Annotated in this window: 19 protein-coding genes; 14 read left to right on the top strand and 5 right to left on the bottom strand. The window is 72.4% G+C overall.

Annotated elements, in window-relative coordinates:
* The first annotated feature begins 42 nt into the window (after positions 1-42).
* From OG937_15230 to OG937_15210, 5 genes are all read left to right on the top strand, one after another.
* Positions 43-414 (top strand): YraN family protein, encoded by a 372-nt coding sequence (locus OG937_15230; GenBank protein WUD72950.1) that lies wholly within the window; start codon positions 43-45, stop codon positions 412-414.
* The gene (locus tag OG937_15225) at positions 414-2,024 is read left to right on the top strand and encodes a YifB family Mg chelatase-like AAA ATPase (GenBank protein ID WUD72949.1); all 1,611 of its coding nucleotides are present in this window, start codon (positions 414-416) and stop codon (positions 2,022-2,024) included. The genes OG937_15230 and OG937_15225 overlap by 1 nt, the downstream gene beginning before the upstream one ends.
* 17 nt (positions 2,025-2,041) lie before the next feature.
* On the top strand, positions 2,042-3,256 hold the full coding sequence (gene dprA, locus OG937_15220; GenBank protein ID WUD78749.1) for a DNA-processing protein DprA: 1,215 nt from the start codon (positions 2,042-2,044) through the stop codon (positions 3,254-3,256).
* Positions 3,257-3,421: 165 nt separating this feature from the next.
* On the top strand, positions 3,422-4,258 hold the full coding sequence (gene whiG / locus OG937_15215) for an RNA polymerase sigma factor WhiG (GenBank protein ID WUD72948.1): 837 nt from the start codon (positions 3,422-3,424) through the stop codon (positions 4,256-4,258).
* A gap of 80 nt (positions 4,259-4,338) precedes the next feature.
* The gene (locus OG937_15210; GenBank protein ID WUD78748.1) at positions 4,339-4,896 is read left to right on the top strand and encodes a TetR/AcrR family transcriptional regulator; all 558 of its coding nucleotides are present in this window, start codon (positions 4,339-4,341) and stop codon (positions 4,894-4,896) included.
* On the opposite strand, the gene OG937_15205 is transcribed toward OG937_15210, so the two are convergent.
* Positions 4,865-5,494: a M23 family metallopeptidase gene (locus OG937_15205; GenBank protein ID WUD78747.1), complete on the bottom strand. Its 630-nt coding sequence runs from the start codon at positions 5,492-5,494 to the stop codon at positions 4,865-4,867. The two genes, OG937_15210 and OG937_15205, sit on opposite strands and share 32 nt — an antisense overlap.
* A 300-nt stretch (positions 5,495-5,794) precedes the next feature.
* Here OG937_15205 and rpsB point away from each other — a divergent pair, with 300 nt between their 5' ends.
* The 5 genes from rpsB to OG937_15180 all read left to right on the top strand — a co-directional run bounded on the left by rpsB (position 5,795) and on the right by OG937_15180 (position 10,413).
* Positions 5,795-6,727 (top strand): 30S ribosomal protein S2, encoded by a 933-nt coding sequence (rpsB, locus tag OG937_15200; protein ID WUD72947.1) that lies wholly within the window; start codon positions 5,795-5,797, stop codon positions 6,725-6,727.
* 115 nt (positions 6,728-6,842) lie between these two features.
* The gene (gene tsf, locus OG937_15195; protein WUD72946.1) at positions 6,843-7,679 is read left to right on the top strand and encodes a translation elongation factor Ts; all 837 of its coding nucleotides are present in this window, start codon (positions 6,843-6,845) and stop codon (positions 7,677-7,679) included.
* A gap of 160 nt (positions 7,680-7,839) precedes the next feature.
* Entirely contained in the window at positions 7,840-8,604 is a 765-nt protein-coding gene (pyrH, locus tag OG937_15190; protein WUD72945.1) for a UMP kinase, read from the top strand.
* Between the two features lie 134 nt (positions 8,605-8,738).
* Positions 8,739-9,296, top strand: a complete 558-nt coding sequence (gene frr / locus OG937_15185; GenBank protein WUD78746.1) for a ribosome recycling factor — start codon at positions 8,739-8,741, stop codon at positions 9,294-9,296.
* 187 nt (positions 9,297-9,483) lie between these two features.
* Complete coding sequence (locus tag OG937_15180) at positions 9,484-10,413, top strand: phosphatidate cytidylyltransferase (protein ID WUD72944.1); 930 nt, start codon at positions 9,484-9,486, stop codon at positions 10,411-10,413.
* 26 nt (positions 10,414-10,439) lie between these two features.
* On the opposite strand, the gene OG937_15175 is transcribed toward OG937_15180, so the two are convergent.
* Entirely contained in the window at positions 10,440-11,279 is an 840-nt protein-coding gene (locus OG937_15175; GenBank protein ID WUD72943.1) for a sulfurtransferase, read from the bottom strand.
* 187 nt (positions 11,280-11,466) lie between these two features.
* Between OG937_15175 and OG937_15170 the strand changes: the two genes are divergently transcribed.
* Positions 11,467-11,832 (top strand): DUF6233 domain-containing protein, encoded by a 366-nt coding sequence (locus tag OG937_15170; protein WUD72942.1) that lies wholly within the window; start codon positions 11,467-11,469, stop codon positions 11,830-11,832.
* A gap of 325 nt (positions 11,833-12,157) precedes the next feature.
* Here OG937_15170 and OG937_15165 read toward each other — a convergent pair whose 3' ends face one another.
* Both OG937_15165 and OG937_15160 read right to left on the bottom strand, forming a co-directional pair.
* Positions 12,158-13,555: a vanadium-dependent haloperoxidase gene (locus tag OG937_15165; protein ID WUD72941.1), complete on the bottom strand. Its 1,398-nt coding sequence runs from the start codon at positions 13,553-13,555 to the stop codon at positions 12,158-12,160.
* A 252-nt stretch (positions 13,556-13,807) separates the two neighbouring features.
* Positions 13,808-14,557 carry a hypothetical protein gene (locus OG937_15160; GenBank protein WUD72940.1) on the bottom strand — a complete coding sequence of 250 codons (750 nt, stop codon included), beginning with the start codon at positions 14,555-14,557 and terminating at the stop codon, positions 13,808-13,810.
* 340 nt (positions 14,558-14,897) lie between these two features.
* Here OG937_15160 and OG937_15155 point away from each other — a divergent pair, with 340 nt between their 5' ends.
* Positions 14,898-16,364 carry an amino acid permease gene (locus tag OG937_15155; GenBank protein WUD72939.1) on the top strand — a complete coding sequence of 489 codons (1,467 nt, stop codon included), beginning with the start codon at positions 14,898-14,900 and terminating at the stop codon, positions 16,362-16,364.
* Between the two features lie 55 nt (positions 16,365-16,419).
* Here the strand turns inward: OG937_15155 and OG937_15150 are convergent, their stop codons facing one another.
* Entirely contained in the window at positions 16,420-17,142 is a 723-nt protein-coding gene (locus OG937_15150) for an SMI1/KNR4 family protein (protein WUD72938.1), read from the bottom strand.
* Between the two features lie 99 nt (positions 17,143-17,241).
* On the opposite strand from OG937_15150, the gene OG937_15145 reads away from it, so the two are divergent.
* Both OG937_15145 and OG937_15140 read left to right on the top strand, forming a co-directional pair.
* Positions 17,242-17,685: a hypothetical protein gene (locus OG937_15145; protein WUD72937.1), complete on the top strand. Its 444-nt coding sequence runs from the start codon at positions 17,242-17,244 to the stop codon at positions 17,683-17,685.
* A gap of 217 nt (positions 17,686-17,902) precedes the next feature.
* Positions 17,903-18,082, top strand: a complete 180-nt coding sequence (locus OG937_15140) for a hypothetical protein (protein ID WUD72936.1) — start codon at positions 17,903-17,905, stop codon at positions 18,080-18,082.
* Positions 18,083-18,097: the final 15 nt, after the last annotated feature.

Genomic DNA, 18,097 nt, shown 5'->3' with positions numbered 1-18,097 from the left:
CGGGCGCCACCTCCCTCACAGTGAGTGACGGAGGTGGTACCGATGAATGCCCGAGGAGCTTTCGGACGCTACGGCGAGGAACTGGCGGCACGGTCTCTGACCGAGGCCGGGATGACCGTGCTGGAGCGGAACTGGCGGTGCAGGCACCGCGAACGGCACGGCGAGATCGACATCGTGGCGGCGGACGGCGACGCGCTCGTGGTGTGCGAGGTGAAGTCGCGCGCGGAGTCCTGCGGTGAGCACCCGATGGCAGCCGTCACCCCGCGCAAGGCGGAGCGGCTGCGGCTGCTCGCCGAATGTTGGCTCGCCGACCACGGCGGACCGCCCCCGGGCGGGGTGCGGATCGACGTGGTCGGTGTGGTGCTGCCGCCCCGGGGCGCCGCCCGCGTCGAGCACGTGCGGGGGGTGGAGTGATGGGCTTCGCCCGGACGTGTTCGGTGGCGCTGCTGGGTGTGGAGGGCGTCGTCGTCGAGGTCCAGGCGGACCTGGAGGCGGGAGTGGCCGCGTTCACGCTGGTGGGGCTGCCGGACAAGAGCCTGAGCGAGAGCCGCGACCGGGTCCGCGCCGCCATCGTGAACAGTGGCGAGACCTGGCCGCAGAAGAAGCTCACGGTCGGCCTCAGCCCGGCCTCCGTCCCCAAGGGCGGCAGCGGCTTCGACCTGGCGGTCGCGTGCGCCGTCCTCGCCGCGAACGACCGCGTCGCCCCGCGCGACATCGCCGACCTGATGATGATCGGCGAGCTCGGCCTCGACGGCCGGGTCCGCCCGGTCCGCGGGGTGCTGCCCGCGGTCCTCGCCGCCGCCGACGCCGGATACCGCCACGTCGTGGTGCCCGAGCGCACGGTCGCCGAGGCCTCGCTCGTACCGGGGGTCTCCGTGCTCGGGGTCCGCAGCCTGCGGCAGCTGATCGCACTTCTCAACGACGAGCTCGCCCCGGAGGAGGACGAGGAGCCCACCGACGGGAGGCCCGACCCGATGCTGGCCGGCCTGACCCTGCCGGGCGCCGGCCACGGCACGGGGCTCGCCGACACCGGCACCCCGGATCTGGCCGAGGTCGCGGGACAGGGCACCGCCAGGACGGCCCTGGAGGTCGCCGCCGCCGGCGGTCACCACATCTACCTGAAGGGGCCGCCGGGCGCGGGCAAGACAATGCTGGCCGAGCGGCTGCCCGGGCTGCTGCCGCCGCTCACCCGGCAGGAGGCGGTGGAGGTCACCGCCGTGCACTCGGTCGCCGGGATGCTGCCGCCGGGCCGGCACATGGTGGACCAGCCGCCGTACTGCGCGCCGCACCACTCGGCGACCATGCAGTCGCTGGTCGGCGGCGGAAACGGGCTGCCGCGGCCGGGTGCCGTCTCGCTCTCCCACAAAGGTGTGCTTTTTCTGGACGAAGCACCCGAATTCACTGGTCAGGCCCTGGACGCGCTGCGCCAGCCCCTGGAGTCCGGCCACGTGGTGATCGCCAGGGCGGCCGGAGTCGTCCGCCTTCCCGCGCGGTTCCTGCTCGTCCTCGCCGCCAACCCCTGCCCCTGCGGGCGGTACGGCTCACCCGGCGGTATGTGCGACTGCACGCCGAGCATGATCCGCCGTTACCAGGGGCGGCTCTCCGGGCCCCTCCTGGACAGGGTCGACCTGCGGGTCGAGGTGGAAGCCGTCAGCCGCTCCGAGCTGATCGGGGGCGCCGGCTCCGCGGAGTCCACCGCGGTGGTCGCCACGCGGGTGCGGGAGGCCCGCGAGCGCGCCGCCGCCCGGTACGCGGACACGCCGTGGCGGCTCAACAGCGAGGTCCCCGGCCATGAGTTGCGCACCCGCTGGGCGATGGCGCCCGGGGCGCTGCGCTCCGCGGAGCGGGACATGGAGCGCGGGCTCCTCACCGCGCGCGGACTCGACCGGGTCCTGCGCGTGGCCTGGACGGTCGCCGACCTCGCGGGCCGTGACCGTCCCGATGGCGTCGACATGGAGCGCGCCCTGGAGCTGCGCACCGGTGTGCGCCGCGGCATGGCGGCGGCGACGGGGGCCGCGCGATGACGCAGATGCCGCCCGGCATGGACGGGGACGCCGGGCCGGACCTGGAGGAGGAGCCGCCACCGACGCCCGAGGAGCGTCTGGCCCGCGCCGCCGTGACGCGGATCGCCGATCCCGGCGACGGCCTCGTCGGCGCCTGGCTGCGGGAGCTCGGCCCCGTCGAGACCGTACGGGCCCTCACCGCCGGTGAGGAGCTGCCCGGGGCGGGCGAGCAGCGGGCGGCCGGATACGCCCTGCGGGCCCGCCGGACCCGGCCGGAGCGGGATCTGGCGGCGGCCCGGGCCATGGGGGCCCGTTTCCTGTGCCCCGGTGACCCGGACTGGCCGCGGCAGCTCGACGACCTGGGCGGCGAGCGCCCGTACGGACTGTGGGTGCGCGGCGGCGCCTCGCTGCGGATGTGGGCGCTGCGGTCGGTCGCCGTCGTGGGTGCCCGTGCCTGCACCGACTACGGCTCCCACATGGCGGCGTCCCTCGGCGCCGACCTGGCGGAGGCCGGCTGGGTCACCGTCTCCGGGGCCGCCTACGGCGTCGACGGCGCCGCGCACCGGGGAGCGCTGTCCGCGACGGGGGCGACCGTGGGGGTCGTCGCCTCCGGAGTGGACGTGCCGTATCCGCCGGGTCATGCCGAGTTGATCGGACGCATCGCCGAACAGGGGCTGCTCATCGGTGAATTGCCACCCGGATCGCATCCCACCCGCAGCCGCTTCGTGCTCCGCAACCGTGTGATCGCCGCGCTCACCCGGGGCACCGTCGTCATCGAGGCCCAGTACCGCAGCGGCTCCCTGATCACCGCCCGCCGGGCCCGCAAGCTGGGCCGTTTCGTCATGGGCGTGCCGGGACCCTGCACCTCGGCGCTGTCCCAGGGGGTCCACGAGCTGCTGCGCGCGGACGGGGTCCTGGTCACCGGCGCCGCCGACGTCATCGAACTCGTCGGCCGCATCGGCGAGGACCTCGCCCCCGAGCGCCGCGGGCCGGTCCTGCCGCGGGATCTGCTCCCGCCCGCAGCCGCCCGGGTCCTGGAGGCCCTGCCGGCCCGGGGCGGGGCCGGCGTAGCGGAGCTCGCGGTCGCCGCCGCGAGCACCCCCGACGACACCCTCGCCAGGCTCCATGAGCTGCACGCCCTCGGTTTCGTCGAACGGGACGGCCCGCGCTGGAAGTTGCCGCAAGGCCGCGAGGCGGCTCCCACGGCTCCCACGACGGAGGGGGGTCGCCAAGCCGACACGCTCTCCCGGTGAACACACCATCAGGTGACAGGACGGTTCTTGACCTGGGACCCCCTGGATGGCGAGGTTATGGGGACGCCCGAACGTCGCCCTGAGCGACGGTATGGTCACGCTACGCTCAAGGGGGTTCGAGTCCCGCCCGTCCCTCAGGTCACGCAGAACGGCTCAGATCGACGCATGCACCGGCACACTCCCGGGCACGAAGGCAGCACGGCGGCGACCGCCGTCACCGGAAACCCCCGGCCGCCCGCCCCCACCTCGCTCGACGCGCTGTGGCGGACCTACAAGTCCACGGGGGACGCACGCCTGCGCGAGCAGCTGATCCTGCACTACTCACCCCTGGTGAAGTACGTCGCGGGACGGGTGAGCGTCGGCCTGCCCGCCAACGTGGAACAGGCGGACTTCGTCTCCTCCGGGGTCTTCGGGCTCATCGACGCCATCGAGAAGTTCGACCCCGAGCGTGCGATCAAGTTCGAGACCTACGCGATCACCAGGATCCGCGGGGCCATGATCGACGAGCTGCGCGCCCTGGACTGGATCCCGCGCTCGGTGCGCCAGAAGGCCCGCGCCGTGGAGCGCGCCTACGCCACCCTCGAGGCCTCCCTGCGGCGGACCCCGAGCGAGTCCGAGGTCGCCGCCGAGATGGGCATCGCCCTGGAGGAGCTGCACGGCGTCTTCAGCCAGCTCTCCCTGGCCAACGTCGTCGCCCTGGAGGAACTGCTCCACGCGGGCACCGACGGCGGTGACCGGCTCACCCTGGTCGACACCCTGGAGGACACCGGCGCCGACAACCCCGTCGAGGTCGCCGAGGACCGTGAGCTGCGCCGCCTGCTGGCCCGCGCCGTCAACACGCTGCCCGAGCGCGAGAAGACCGTGGTCACCCTCTACTACTACGAGGGGCTCACCCTCGCGGAGATCGGCCAGGTGCTCGGGGTCACCGAGAGCAGGGTCAGCCAGATCCACACCAAGTCCGTACTGCAATTGCGCGCGAAACTGGCCGACGTCGGCCGTTGACGCCGCTTTGCCGACGGGTGCGCCCGACGGCCGCGCCGCTTCCGTACAGTGGTGAGGTGCCCAAGATTCGAGCGGCCTCGGTGGCCGAGCACCGGTCGATGCAGCGCGACGCCCTGCTGGACGCCGCGCGCAGTCTGCTCTCCGAAGGCGGGACGGAGGCCCTGACCTTCCCCGCCCTCGCGGAGCGCACCGGGCTCGCCCGGTCCTCCGTCTACGAGTACTTCCGCTCCCGGGCCGCAGTCGTCGAGGAGCTGTGCGCCGTCGACTTCCCCGTCTGGGCGGCCGAGGTCGAGGCGGCCATGGAGGCCGCCCCCACCGCCGAAGCCAAGATCGAGGCGTACGTCCGCAGCCAGCTCACGCTCGTCGGTGACCGCCGGCACCGGGCCGTGGTCGCGATCTCCGCGGGCGAACTCGACTCGGGCGCCCGTGAGAAGATCCGCGCCGCCCACGGCGGCCTGGTCGCCATGGTCGTCGAGGCGCTCGCCGCGCTCGGCCACCATGAGCCGAGGCTCACCGCGATGCTGCTCCAGGGCATCGTCGACTCCGCGGTCCGCCGGATCGAGCTCGGTGCCGCCGAGGAGCCGGACGCCATCGCCGACGCGGCCGTCACCATGGCGCTGCGCGGCGTCCTGGGCTGACCGGCGGGACCTTCCCGACCGCCTCGATCGCTCCGGCCGTCGTTCCGGCCACCCCTTCCGGCAAGGGCACCCCGAAGACCGGCAGGAGTCGTGACGGCCCGCCGCGCAGCAGCCCGTCCGGCAGCAGCGACAGCGGGTCGAGGTAGACCTCCCCGCGCAGCAGCCCCCAGTGCAGGCAGCCGCCGGGGCAATGCCACGGGCCTTCCGTGAGCACCCCCACCTCCTGCCCCGCTCCGACCTCGTCGCCCACCGCGACCGAGGCCCGCACCGGCTGGTACGTGATGCGCAGCCCGCCGGTGAGCTCGATCGCCACGACCCCGCGCCCCGCCACCTGACCGGTGTACGACACCCTGCCGGGCGCCGCCGCGCGCACCGGTGCGCCGGGCCCCGCGCGCAGGTCCACCCCACGGTGCCCCGCCGCCCACGGCACCGCCGGCGGATCGAACCCCCGCTCCACGACCGGTCGCCGGCCCCCGCCGGACGGATCCACAGGCCAGGCCCGGTCCGCGTCCTCGCCTCCCGGGACGACCGGCGTCCGGGCAGCGGCCCCCACCGGGTGCACGAGCCCGAGCCACGTCAGTACCGCCAACACCACCACCGCGTATGTCCTCATGGTCCAACGGTGACGTGTTCCGCCGTCGCCGGTTGATCATGGAAGCGGCCTGTGGACAACCCCGTACGGCCCCCGCCCCCAGGCACGATGTCGCCCGCCGCTCCGGCGGTCCCGTACACTTTCCATGGCGATCCGGGTCACCGGGTCGACTTCGCACGCCCCGCCACCGCCCTACAGCGAGCGGTGGACGCGCTCCTCGGTCCCTCGTGGCACGGCGCGTTCGGGGCGTCAGGCGCGGCCGCCGTCCGGCGACCGCGAAAACCGAGTACCCCTAGGAGTACGGCCATGGCCGTCGTCACGATGCGGGAGCTGCTGGAGAGCGGCGTCCACTTCGGGCACCAGACCCGCCGCTGGAACCCGAAGATGAAGCGCTTCATCTTCACCGAGCGCAACGGCATCTACATCATCGACCTGCTCCAGTCGCTGTCGTACATCGACCGCGCCTACGAGTTCGTCAAGGAGACCGTCGCACACGGCGGCACCATCCTCTTCGTCGGTACGAAGAAGCAGGCCCAGGAGGCCATCGCCGAGCAGGCGACCCGCGTCGGCATGCCCTACGTGAACCAGCGCTGGCTGGGCGGCATGCTCACCAACTTCTCGACCGTCTACAAGCGCCTGCAGCGCCTGAAGGAGCTCGAGGAGATCGACTTCGAGGACGTGGCCGCCTCCGGCCTCACCAAGAAGGAGCTCCTGGTCCTCTCCCGTGAGAAGGAGAAGCTGGAGAAGACCCTGGGCGGCATCCGCGAGATGCAGAAGGTGCCGAGCGCCGTCTGGATCGTGGACACCAAGAAGGAGCACATCGCCGTCGGTGAGGCGCGCAAGCTCCGCATCCCGGTCGTCGCGATCCTCGACACCAACTGCGACCCCGACGAGGTCGACTACAAGATCCCGGGCAACGACGACGCGATCCGCTCCGTCACCCTGCTGACCCGTGTGATCGCCGATGCCGTCGCCGAGGGCCTCATCGCCCGCTCCGGTGCCGCCACCGCCGGTGACAAGGCCGAGGGCGAGCCGCTGGCCGCCTGGGAGCGCGAGCTGCTCGAGGGCGACAAGGCGAAGGCCGATGAGACCGCCGCCGAGGCTGCTCCGGCCGCCGAGTCCGCTGAGGCGCCCGCCGCGGAGGCCGCTCCGGCCGAGACCGCCGAGGAGACCGCCGCCGAGGCTGCTCCGGCCGCCGAGACCGCCGAGGCGCCCGCCGCCGACGCCGAGCAGGCCTGAGCCTCAGCCCGCCTTCCGATGCGTGTGAGGACGGCGGGGGCTCCGGCCCCCGCCGTTCGTCCGTAGAACCACCGCTCACCGGATCCACCGACTTCCGAGAAGAGACTGACAGACCATGGCGAACTTCACCGCCGCCGACGTCAAGAAGCTCCGCGAGCTGACCGCCGCGGGCATGATGGACTGCAAGAAGGCGCTCGAGGAGGCCGAGGGCGACCTGGACAAGGCCGTCGAGATCCTCCGCGTCAAGGGCCAGAAGGGCGTCACCAAGCGCGAGGGCCGCTCCGCCTCCAACGGCGCCGTCGTGTCCCTGATCGCCGGTGACAACAGCGAGGGTGTCCTCGTCGAGCTCAAGTGCGAGACCGACTTCGTCGCCAAGGGCGACAAGTTCATCGCCGCCGCCGACGCCCTCGCGGCCCACGTCGCCGCCAGCAAGCCGGCCGACCTGGAGGCGCTGCTCGCCTCCGAGATCAAGGACGGCCAGACCGTCCAGGCCTTCGTCGACGAGGCCAACGCCACCCTCGGCGAGAAGATCGTCCTGGACCGCTTCGCCCAGTTCACCGACGGCTACGTCGCCTCCTACCTGCACCGCACCAGCCCGGACCTGCCCCCGCAGGTCGGTGTCCTGGTCGAGCTGGACAAGGCCGACGCCCAGGTCGCCAAGGACGTCGCGCAGCACATCGCCGCCTTCGCCCCCACCTTCCTGTCCCGCGAGGAGGTGCCGGCCGAGACCGTCGAGAACGAGCGTCGTGTCGCCGAGGCCACCGCCCGCGAGGAGGGCAAGCCCGAGGCCGCCCTGACGAAGATCGTCGAGGGTCGCGTCAACGGCTTCTTCAAGGAGAACGTCGTTCTCGAGCAGGCCTTCGCCAAGGACAACAAGAAGACCGTCCAGAAGGTCCTGGACGAGGCCGGCGTCTCGCTGAAGCGCTTCGCCCGCTTCCGCGTCGGCGTCTGAGCGACCACCGCGCAAGCGATTGACCGACGGCCCCGCTAGGGTCGTACGCAGCCGGCCGCTCACCGGCGGGCCGCAGTTGTGACGAGGAGGCCATTGCCCACAGGGAACCATCACGGACCCTCGGCAATGGCCTTCTTCGTACGTGTACGAGGAGATCTCCATGGAACAGGACGCCGACAAGGCACCCACCGCCACCGGCAGCACGCACAAGGGCCGGTACCTGCTCAAGCTCTCCGGCGAGGCCTTCGCCGGCGGAGGGGGACTCGGAGTCGACCCCGACGTCGTGCACACGATGGCCCGTGAGATCGCCGCCGTCGTCCGCGACGGATACGAGATCGCCGTGGTCATCGGCGGGGGCAACTTCTTCCGCGGTGCCCAGCTCCAGCAGCGCGGCATGGACCGTGCCCGCTCCGACTACATGGGCATGCTCGGCACGGTCATGAACTGCCTCGCCCTCCAGGACTTCCTGGAGAAGGAGGGCATCCAGTCGCGGGTGCAGACGGCGATCACGATGGGCCAGGTCGCAGAGCCCTACATCCCGTTGCGCGCCGTGCGCCACCTGGAGAAGGGCCGTGTGGTGATCTTCGGCGCCGGTATGGGCATGCCGTACTTCTCCACCGACACCACCGCCGCGCAGCGCGCCCTGGAGATCCACGCCGAGGCGCTGCTGATGGGCAAGAACGGGGTCGACGGGGTCTACGACGCCGACCCCCGCTCGAACCCCGACGCGGTGATGTTCGACGCCCTGGAGTACGCCGACGTCATCGCCCGCGACCTGCGCGTCGCGGACCTGACGGCGATCACGCTGTGCCAGGACAACAAGCTCCCGATCCTCGTCTTCGAGCTGCTCGCGGAGGGCAACATCGCGCGGGCCGTGAAGGGTGAGAAGATCGGCACGCTCGTCAACGACACGGGTGCCCGCTGACGGACGGCGCCGGCCGCAACCCGGCCTGCGATCCGCCCGGAACGGGGATGGACAAGACGCTGCCGGTCGGACACCGTGCAGGAAAGACGCGCGCAAGGGCCGAGGCTCTGCCTTCTGAATACCAGGAGCACATGGTGATTGAAGAGACCCTCCTCGAAGCCGAGGAGAAGATGGAGAAGGCCGTCGTCGTCGCCAAGGAGGACTTCGCCGCGATCCGCACCGGCCGCGCCCACCCGGCGATGTTCAACAAGATCGTGGCGGACTACTACGGCGCCCCGACCCCGATCAACCAGCTCGCCTCCTTCGCGGTGCCCGAGGCACGGATGGCCGTGATCACCCCGTTCGACAACTCGGCGCTGCGCAACATCGAGCAGGCGATCCGGGACTCGGACCTGGGTGTCAACCCGACCAACGACGGCCGTATCATCCGGGTGGTCTTCCCGCAGCTCACCGAGGAGCGGCGCAAGGAGTACATCAAGGTCGCCCGCGGCAAGGCGGAGGACGCGCGGATCTCGATCCGCAGCGTGCGCCGCAAGGCCAAGGAGACCCTCGACAAGCTCGTCAAGGACGGCGAGACGGGCGAGGACGAGGTGCGCCGCGCGGAGAAGGAGCTCGACGACACGACCCACAAGTACGTGGCGCAGGTCGACGAGCTGCTCAAGCACAAGGAAGCCGAGCTGCTGGAGGTCTGATCCGGCACACCGCCGGACCGGATCCTCGGCTCGGCAGGCCCGCGGCTGAGCGACCCATCCACCCGACCACCCATCCGACCGACCCGGACCGGACGAAAACGCGAGGCGAAACTCCGTGAACGACTCTTCTTGGGGGCCCTCGCCACATGCCGGTTCCTGGGGAGGCGAGGATGAAGGGGCCACCCGGATGGGCGGCCCCTTGTTCCGCGACGACGCCCCCGAACCGGAGCGGCACTCCGCCCGGCCCGACCGTTCCGTGCCGCAGCCCTCGGCAGCGGGTGGGAACGGCGGCCGGGCGAAGAAGAGCGCGGGGCGCAACCTGCGCGCCGCGATAGGGGTGGGTGTCGGCCTCGGGGTCGTCATCATCGCCTCGCTCTTCATCGTCAAGGCCGTCTTCGTGGGCGTCGTCGCCGCGGCGGTCGTGGTGGGCCTGTGGGAGCTCACCTCGCGCCTGGCCGAACGCAAGGAGATCCGGGCTCCCCTGGTGCCGCTCGCCGTCGGCGGCGCCGCCATGGTCGTCGCGGGCTACGTGCGCGGTGCCGAGGGCGCGTGGGTGGCGATGGCGCTCACCGCGCTCGCCGTACTGGTGTGGCGCATGACGGAGCCTCCGGAGAACTACCTCCGCGACGTCACGGCGGGCGTGTTCGCCGCCTTCTACGTGCCGTTCCTGGCCACGTTCGTGGTGATGATGCTCGCTGCGGGCGACGGCCCGTGGCGGGTCTTCGTCTTCCTGCTGCTCACGGTGATCAGCGACACCGGTGCCTACGCCGTCGGTTGGCGCTTCGGCACGCACAAGCTCGCTCCCCGCATCAGCCCCGGCAAGACCCGTGAGGGCCTGGTCGGCGCGATCACCTTCGCGATGGCGGCGGGCGCCCTGTCCATGCAGTTCCTGATCGACGACGGCCGGTGGTGGCAGGGTCTGCTGCTGGGCCTCGCGGTGGCCGCCAGCGCGACCCTCGGTGACCTCGGCGAGTCCATGATCAAGCGGGACCTCGGCATCAAGGACATGGGCAAGCTGCTGCCCGGCCACGGCGGCATCATGGACCGCCTCGACTCGCTGCTGCCGACCGCCCCCGTGGTGTGGCTGCTGCTGGTCGTCTTCGTCGGCTCGGGCTGATCCCCGGGCAGCCGGCCGTCAGCAGCTCAGCCCGGCTGCGGCCCCGGCGCCACGGGCCGGGCGGGGTCGGCGCTCCACTCGCTCCACGAGCCGACGTACAGCGCGGCGTCGATCCCCGCGACGGCCAGGGCCAGCACCTGCTGCGCGGCCGAGACCCCCGAACCGCAGTACACGCCGACCCTGCCGCCGTCCGCCGTGACCCCCAGGGCGGCGAAACGGGCGGCCAGTTCGCGGGCGGGACGGAAGGTGCCGTCGGCGGTGACGTTCCCGGACGTCGGAGCCGACACGGCCCCCGGGATGTGACCGCCCACCGGATCCAGCGGCTCGACCTCGCCCCGGTAGCGCTCGGCCGCCCGCGCGTCCAGCAGCACCCCCGTACGGGCCAGTGCCGCAGCGTCGTCGGCGCTCAGCACCGGCAGCGCGCCCGGTACGGCCTCGAAGTCGCCGGGCTCCGGTGCGGTGGCCCGTGTGGTCAGTCCGCCGCCGGCGGCCGTCCAGGCGGGCAGTCCGCCGTCCAGCACGCGTACGTCGTCGTGGCCCGCCCAGCGCAGCGTCCACCAGGCCCGTGCCGCGGCCCAGCCCTGGCCGCCGTCGTGGACGACGACCCGGCTGCCCCTGCCCACCCCGGCCCGCCGCATCGCGGCCGCGAACACCCCGGCGTCCGGCAGTGGATGCCGGCCGGCCGGGCCCGCCGGTCCGACGATTTCCGCCTCCAGGTCGACGTACACCGCGCCCGCGATGTGGCCCGCCTCGTGCGTCGCGAGCCCGGACGGGCCTCCGCGTTCGTAGCGGACGTCCAGGAGCACGGGGGCGGTACCGTCGCGCAGGGTGGTGGCGAGCTCCGCGGCGCTGATGATCGTGTTCACCGGCCCATCCTGGCGCAGCCCGGCCGGGCCGGGAAGCCGGCCGTGCGTGTGGCGGCCTGCCGCTGAGCGGTCCACGGCCGACACCCCTCCCTGACCTGCGCCGTCGCCGCTCGTCGTGACGGCGGTCGCAGGGTGCGGCGGCCCGTGACGCTGGTCGGCGGTCGGTCCGCCGCTTACACTCGAACGTGTGTACGAGCTTCCTCCGGATCCGCAGCGCCTGCGGGTGATACGCCTCTATCTGCAGATGCAGATCGCCGCAGTCGACGCCAAGATCCAGGAGGCGGAATCCGGTTCCCTGGTCGTGGCCGGGGCGGAGGCCGGAGATGACGCCGTTCCGCGAACTCGGGGCGGGAAGCGCGGTCGCGTCTCCGCCTGGCGGCTGCAGAGCGTGCCCGATCCGCGCGGCGGTGCGGGCCGGGGCGTCCTCCATCGCGACGACTGCCGCGTGCCCGGGGGCGGGCGGCTGAACCGGCAGGAGTTCGAGGTCGCCCTCGGCATGCCGGACGTCGCGCCGTGCGAGATCTGCCACCCGGAATCGGAGCGCACCCCGTGAGGTCCAGGACCGCGTCCCGCGTCCCGCGTGGCCCTGCGTGACGGACAGTCAAGTCACCGCGCGGCATCCGCCCGAGCCGGTCCGGCGCCCGGAACCGCTCGGAGCAGGAGGGTCGCCCGGGTTGTGGCGGAATCCACAGTTCCGGCAACGGCAGTGTCACACCCGGCGCGCACACTGTGTACGTGCCGTCGCTCCGGAAGGGAGGCCGTCGGCGCGTGCGCGCATGTGGAGCTTCTGGTGGGACTGACCGGGCCGGCCCGGCGCTCTCGCGACCGCGTGCCCTCCCCGGGTGCCGGGCGGGAGGGCACGCGACGGTGAGGGCGGGTCAGCTCGCCTCAGGCTGCGGGCACGTGCGCGGGATCGGCCGGGAGGCGTGGGGGTGCGCCGGGCGGAGGGGCCGGAAGTAGTGCGTGAGGGCCCAGAGGCCGACGCGGGCTCCCGCGAGGCAGCCTTCGGTGTCCGCCGTCCGGGTGTGGATGCCGGCCCACACACGGGCGTCGATCATGTCCTGGTTGAACTGCACGGCGTCGTCGTAGTGCCGTGTGGTGCCCGTGGCGTCGGACGGGAAGGTGAGGTCGATGCGGGTCGTGCCGAAGAGCCCCGTCAGGGTCTGGGCCACGGCGCCGGCGACCGCGGCGTGCCCGCTGATGTGGTCGGGGTGCGGTGGCGTGACGAGCAGCGGCTGCCACTGCGGATCCGGCTCGGTCGCCGGGTTGCCGTCGGTGCCGGCCAGTTGGACGGCCGTGATCGGCCGCCAGGATCCGTAGTGGAGCTTGGCGTCCCACGCGGTGATGACGGCGTCGGTCGCGGCGGAGTTCGCCGCGGCGAACAGCCGGGCCGTGTCGGCGATGTCCAGGCGGTGGCGGGCGCTGTGGTCGCGGAACGCGGCCTGGAGCTGCACGGCCAGGTTGCCCCCGAAGAACAGGGCGGTCTCGGTCTGCAGCGCGGTCCGGGGCGAGCCCGTCCGCGCGCCCATGGTCCTCACCTCGTTCACGTCCCGGGCGTAGCGGGCCGAGGTCAGGGCGGGCGGCGGCCCGGGCCGGAACTGGGACGGTGAGGCGAGCAGCAGCGGGCGCAGCCGGGCGAGCCAGGTGTCGATGAACGGGAGGTTCCCGGGCGGCGTTGGCCGCCAGACGCCCGGCGCCGGAGGGGTGGTGAACTCCACCGTCGCGAACCGGCCGTCGCCTTGCCGTAGTTGGATGGCACGGTCGGCGGCTCGCGCCCCGAAGGCCACGCCCTGCCGTTTGGCGTTGCCGTCGGGGATCCTGGCGAGGGAATCGGCGTACGCGGTGTCGAGCAGCGTGCGGGACGCGGGGAAGTCGGAGAGCAGGACGTGGTGTGCGGCGGTCACGGCCGCCGCCTCCGGCGACGCGCCGGCGGGCCCGCGGGCGTGCCACTTGTAGGGTGCGTAGCGGCCCTCGATGCCGACCACGGCGTTGTAGACGGCGACCGAGACGAACCCGTGCCAGACGACGGCCTGCCCCGAGGGCCGGGTCGGGCCCAGGCTGGTGCCGATGACGTCCGTGGCGATGGCGTTCCACTCACGTATCGCGGCCGGATCGGCCGCGCGCTCCCGGTCCTTGCCCGCGGCCTGGGCCGGGAAGAGGGCGGCGGCCGACACCGCGGTGGCGGCGAGGGCCGCGGACACGACCATGCCGGTGAGCCGTCCGTACCACCGCGAGTGCCGCCCGGAGGGCGGAGCGGTCCTGTCTGCAGGACTCATGGGGAGACTCCTCGTCGACATCGGGCCCGAGCCGGACCGGAGGGAATTCCGTTCCGGTTCGGGCCACATCGACGTGGTTCCTACCCATGGCCGGGCGTGACGGCCGCCTGGCCCGTCAGGTGCGCGGCCGGTTCCCGTCCTCCGCCTCACAGGCGGGACCCACCCGGGGCTGACGGCCCCTCGTACGACCGGCCACGCCGGTGCCCGTCGTTCGGCGGGCGCACACTGCGACGGACCGTCGACCCGGGCCGGTCAGGGGATGGCGACCGGGGGCGGCTGGAAGGTGCCCAGCAGCGGGCTCCAGGCACTGCAGACCGGCAGGGCACCGGTGATGGTGCAGCGGCTCTCCGCCACGTCGCCGCGGAAGGTGATGACCTTGACCGACAGCTCCGATACCGAGGAGGTGGTCACGCTCGCGCCGCACACCCCGGTGCCGGGGTACCCGGGGAGCCAGCTGAGGTCCTGCCAGGTGTAGGTGCCGCCCACCGGGACGGTGTCGCGCTGGCCGACGAACGTCCGGCCGCGGATCACGGCCACGGAGAAGTCGCGGTCGGTCGTGTTGTCCACGCCGGTGGAGTCGATGTCACACCCCGAGAGCCTGCCGGGGCCGGGGTAGGGGGCCAGGAAGGGCCCACGGCCGGGGCCGAGGAGGGGACCGGCCGGGTCGAAGTCCGGGCCGTTGCCGGTGGTGTCGAGGAGGGGTCCGCGACCGAGGCCTAGGAGGGACCCGACGCCGAGGAGAAGGCCGAGTCCGGGATCGGGACCGGGGTCGAGATCTCCGTCGGGGTACGGGTAGTCGTCGTACGGGTCGGGCCACGGGAAGCTCGACGCCGGCGCCCCAGGCGTGGCCGCGTCGTCCGTGTCGGCGGCTTGAGCCGTCGTCAGGGAGGCCGCGGATATCGCGGTGGCGATCAGGGCCGCCGGCACCACCGTGCCGACGAGCCGTCCGAACCGTCGAAGGGACCGCCTGGAGGGCGGAGGGGTCCTGTCTGCAGGACGCATGGAGACACTCCTCGTCGATCTCTGGCCGGCACCGAACCGGAGGGCCTTCCGGCACGGCTCGGGCCCCTGTCGACGAGATCCGTACCCGCGCCCACCGGCGTCCGGCGCCAAGGTCATCCCAGTGGCGCAGCCCGTTCCCGGCCGCCGGGCCGGGCTCACCCGATCGACGCCCCGCGCGTGGACAGACCCTGACCCTCCGTGAGCCGTGCAGCGCTGGCCAACGTTCGCTGGGTGCGGACGGCCCGGGGAGCCTCAAGGTGCAGGCCGGGAAGCATTTATGACATACATATGGAAAACGGGCGCGGCCCGGAGGATCCCGAGCGAGGACGAGGTGGCTGAGGTGGCGGAAGCCCCGACGGACGAGTCGGCCGGCGAGAGGTCGGTCGAGGAGGGGGGATACCGGCAGGAACTGAAACGTACCCTCGGCTCCTTCCAGGTCTTCGCGATCTCGTTCGCGTTCATCTCCGTGGCCGTCGGCATCTTCTCCACCTACGACGACGTGCTGCAGAACGCGGGCCCCGTCGGCATCTGGCTGTGGATCCTCGTCGCGGTCGGGCAGTCCCTGGTGGCCCTGGTGGTGGCTCAGCTCGCGGGACGCATCGCCCTCAGCGGCTCCTCGTACCAGTGGGCCTCACGGCTGGCGAACCCGAAGGTGGGGTGGGGATTCGGCTGGCTGACGTTCTGCTACCTGGCGATCGCCGTGGTCGCCATCGACAACGCCCTCGCGAGCCAGGCCTTCATGCCGCTCGCCGGCATGAGGCCGGACGAGGACACGGCCCGCGTCATCACGCTCGTGGTGCTGCTCGTCCAGGCCGTGCTCGCGGTGGCCTCCACCCGCCTCGTCAGCCTGGTCAACAGCGCTGCGGTCGGGCTGGAGCTGGCACTCGTCGTGGTGATGGCGGTCGCGCTCGTCATCACCGCGGCGGTCACGGGGAACGGCGCGGTCGGCAACCTCACCTCGCGCGGCATCACCGAGGGCGCCCCGCACTACTTCACCGTCGGCGGCGGGCTCATGATCGCGATGATCATGGGCCTGGCCACGCTCGTCGGCTTCGACTCCGCGGCGAACCTCGCAGAGGAGGCCAAGGACCCCTACCGGAGCGTCCCCCGAGCGATCGTCGGTTCGGTCGTGGCCGCGGGGCTGCTGGGCATGCTCTTCCTGATCACGCTCACCGTGGCCATCGAGGACGTCCCGCGGATCAGCCGCGACGGCTCCCCGGTCGCCACGATCATGCGGGACCAGCTCGGCTCGGTGACGGAACGGACGCTGCTGGTCGCGATCACCTTCGCCTTCTTCGGCGCGGGGATGGTGGTGATGGTGGCGTGCTCGCGGATCATCTTCGCGATGTCGCGCGACGGGCGCTTCCCCGCGCACCGGATCATGCGACGGGTCAACCCGCGCACGCACACCCCGATCCCGGCCACCGTGCTCATCCTCGCGATGGGGGTCGTCCTGATGGTGGCGCTCCCCGGCGCCGCACTGCTGGAGCTCATCACGGCGTCGACGATCCTCCCGGCGCTCATCTACGGCTCGACGATCGTCCTCTACCTGGCGGTACGCCGACGCCTGGGCCGCCGCAAGGGCGCCTTCGACCTGGGACGCCTCGAGCTGCCCGTCGCCCTCGCCGCCCTGGCGTGGACGGTCGTCGCGCTCATCGCCCTGGTGACACCGCGGGAGGCGCTGGTGCCCCTGGTGATCGTGGTGGGCCTGCTCGTCGTCGGCGGGCTGTTCTTCCTCGGCATGCTGGTCTTCGACCGCCGGTCCCTGGAGGCCGAGCCCGGCGGGGTCGACGTCTTCAAGCACTGAGCTGCCGCGAACGGGGCGGCCGGGGCCGCAGACGGCACGATCACGGAACCAGCGGTCAGGCGACCCATCGGGTCGGCAGGTCGTCGCGGATCCGCTCGAGATCCGCGGCCGTGCGTCCACGCGCGTGGAGCCAGCACCGGTCGAGCACCCCGTCGCGGCGCAGCAGGCGGCCCGGGGCCGCGTACCAGCGCAGGGGTGAGTCCTCCCTGCCGGCCCACATCCGGTGGTCGGGCAGGTCGACTCGTGTGTAGCGCGCCGCGAGGTTCGGCAGGAGCGCGTCCGGCAACTCGCAGGCGTCGTAAAGGCTTCCTGCCCCGAGCAGCGACTCGCTCAGCACCAGCTCCACCCAGGCCACGGACATGCGGTCCAGGAACGGGACCCACCCCTCGTGCGACTCCACCACCACGGGGGGATCGTCCTGCTCGACCCGGTCCAGTGGGATGCCCCATGACGCGCAGTCCTGGTTCTCGACGCGGAAGACGAGGACGCCGCCGAAGCCGCCGTCCACATGGAGGCCCATCGGCGGGACCAGCGGATCCTGCTGCCTGGTCAGGTCGTCGCGGTGGCCGAGCAGCGCGTAGCCCTCCCGTAGAACGGCGGGAAGGTCGAATCCCAATTCGGTCTCGGCGGCGTCCAGTTCGGCGGCGGTGCAGCCGTCCTCGGGGCACAACGGGTGGGCCGTCCACTCGTCGGCGAACCGGCGAACGAAGTCCCAGGCCTGGGAACGGCTGGTCACCCCGCCTCGCAGCGCCACCGCCACGTCGAGAGCATCGGACATGACGCAGACGCTACCGCCCGCGTTCCCACCTGAGCCTGAATGTCGGAGCCGGCTGCTAGCTTCCGCGGTCCAAGGGAAAAGGGAAGGGGCTGGGGACGGGTGGGGGCTTCGGAGTGGGACTACTACGTGCCGTACCAGGAAGACCTGAACGCGGCGCTCCAACAGCTGCGGCGCGAGGTGTTCGAGGCAGGGGACTACTACTGGGTCAACGGCGCCGACTGGCGACCGAAGGCGGAGCGGGAGCCTCGCCCGCGGTCGCTGGAGGAACTGTGGGCCGACGAGCTGGTCCAGGAGGCCGGCACGCACTCGATCCTGGACATCTTCCGGGTCGTGGGGCCTGACGAGACCCCGGGCTACAACACCGTGGAACCTGTGACGGCCGAGGAGGCGCGCGCATTGCTCGACACCGGCAAGCTGACGCGTGCACACGTCAAGGATTTCGACGTCTTCCCCCGGTCGCGGTGGGTCGGACGGTGCGCTGTGCTGCACGACGACGAGGGCGTCCCTCAGGAGATCTACTTCTGGGGCCACTCAGGCGACTGAACAGCACGCCCGGCCGCGTTCCTCGGTCGTCGAGTGGAGGTGGGTGGGCAGACGGGCCGACAGGCCGAAGCTGACGTAGCCGGTCCAGGTCGCGCGCACCCGACAGCGTGCAAGCCGGGGCGGTTCCCCGCGCGCCGATGCTACGGGCCGGTGATCACGGAGTCTGGTGTGCCGTTTCACGCTGCGATACCGTCTCCGCCATCGCGGAAGGGGGGCCATGGCGAAGAAGAAGGTGCCGGGCGTGATGCCGTGGTGGCTTTGGCTGATCTTCTGGGCGCAGTTCGCGCTCATTTCCTGGAACGTCATGCGGCCGACGGTTCACATCTCCTACCTCATGCTCGGCCCGGCTCTTTTTGCGACCGCGCTCAAGTGGCACCGCAGCCGGAGCGGCGGATAGATGCCGCGCTGCGAC

Origin of the sequence: Streptomyces sp. NBC_00510 (assembly GCA_036013505.1) — a bacterium.
GTDB lineage: Bacteria > Actinomycetota > Actinomycetes > Streptomycetales > Streptomycetaceae > Actinacidiphila.
This window is presented reverse-complemented; position numbering and strand designations above follow the sequence as displayed.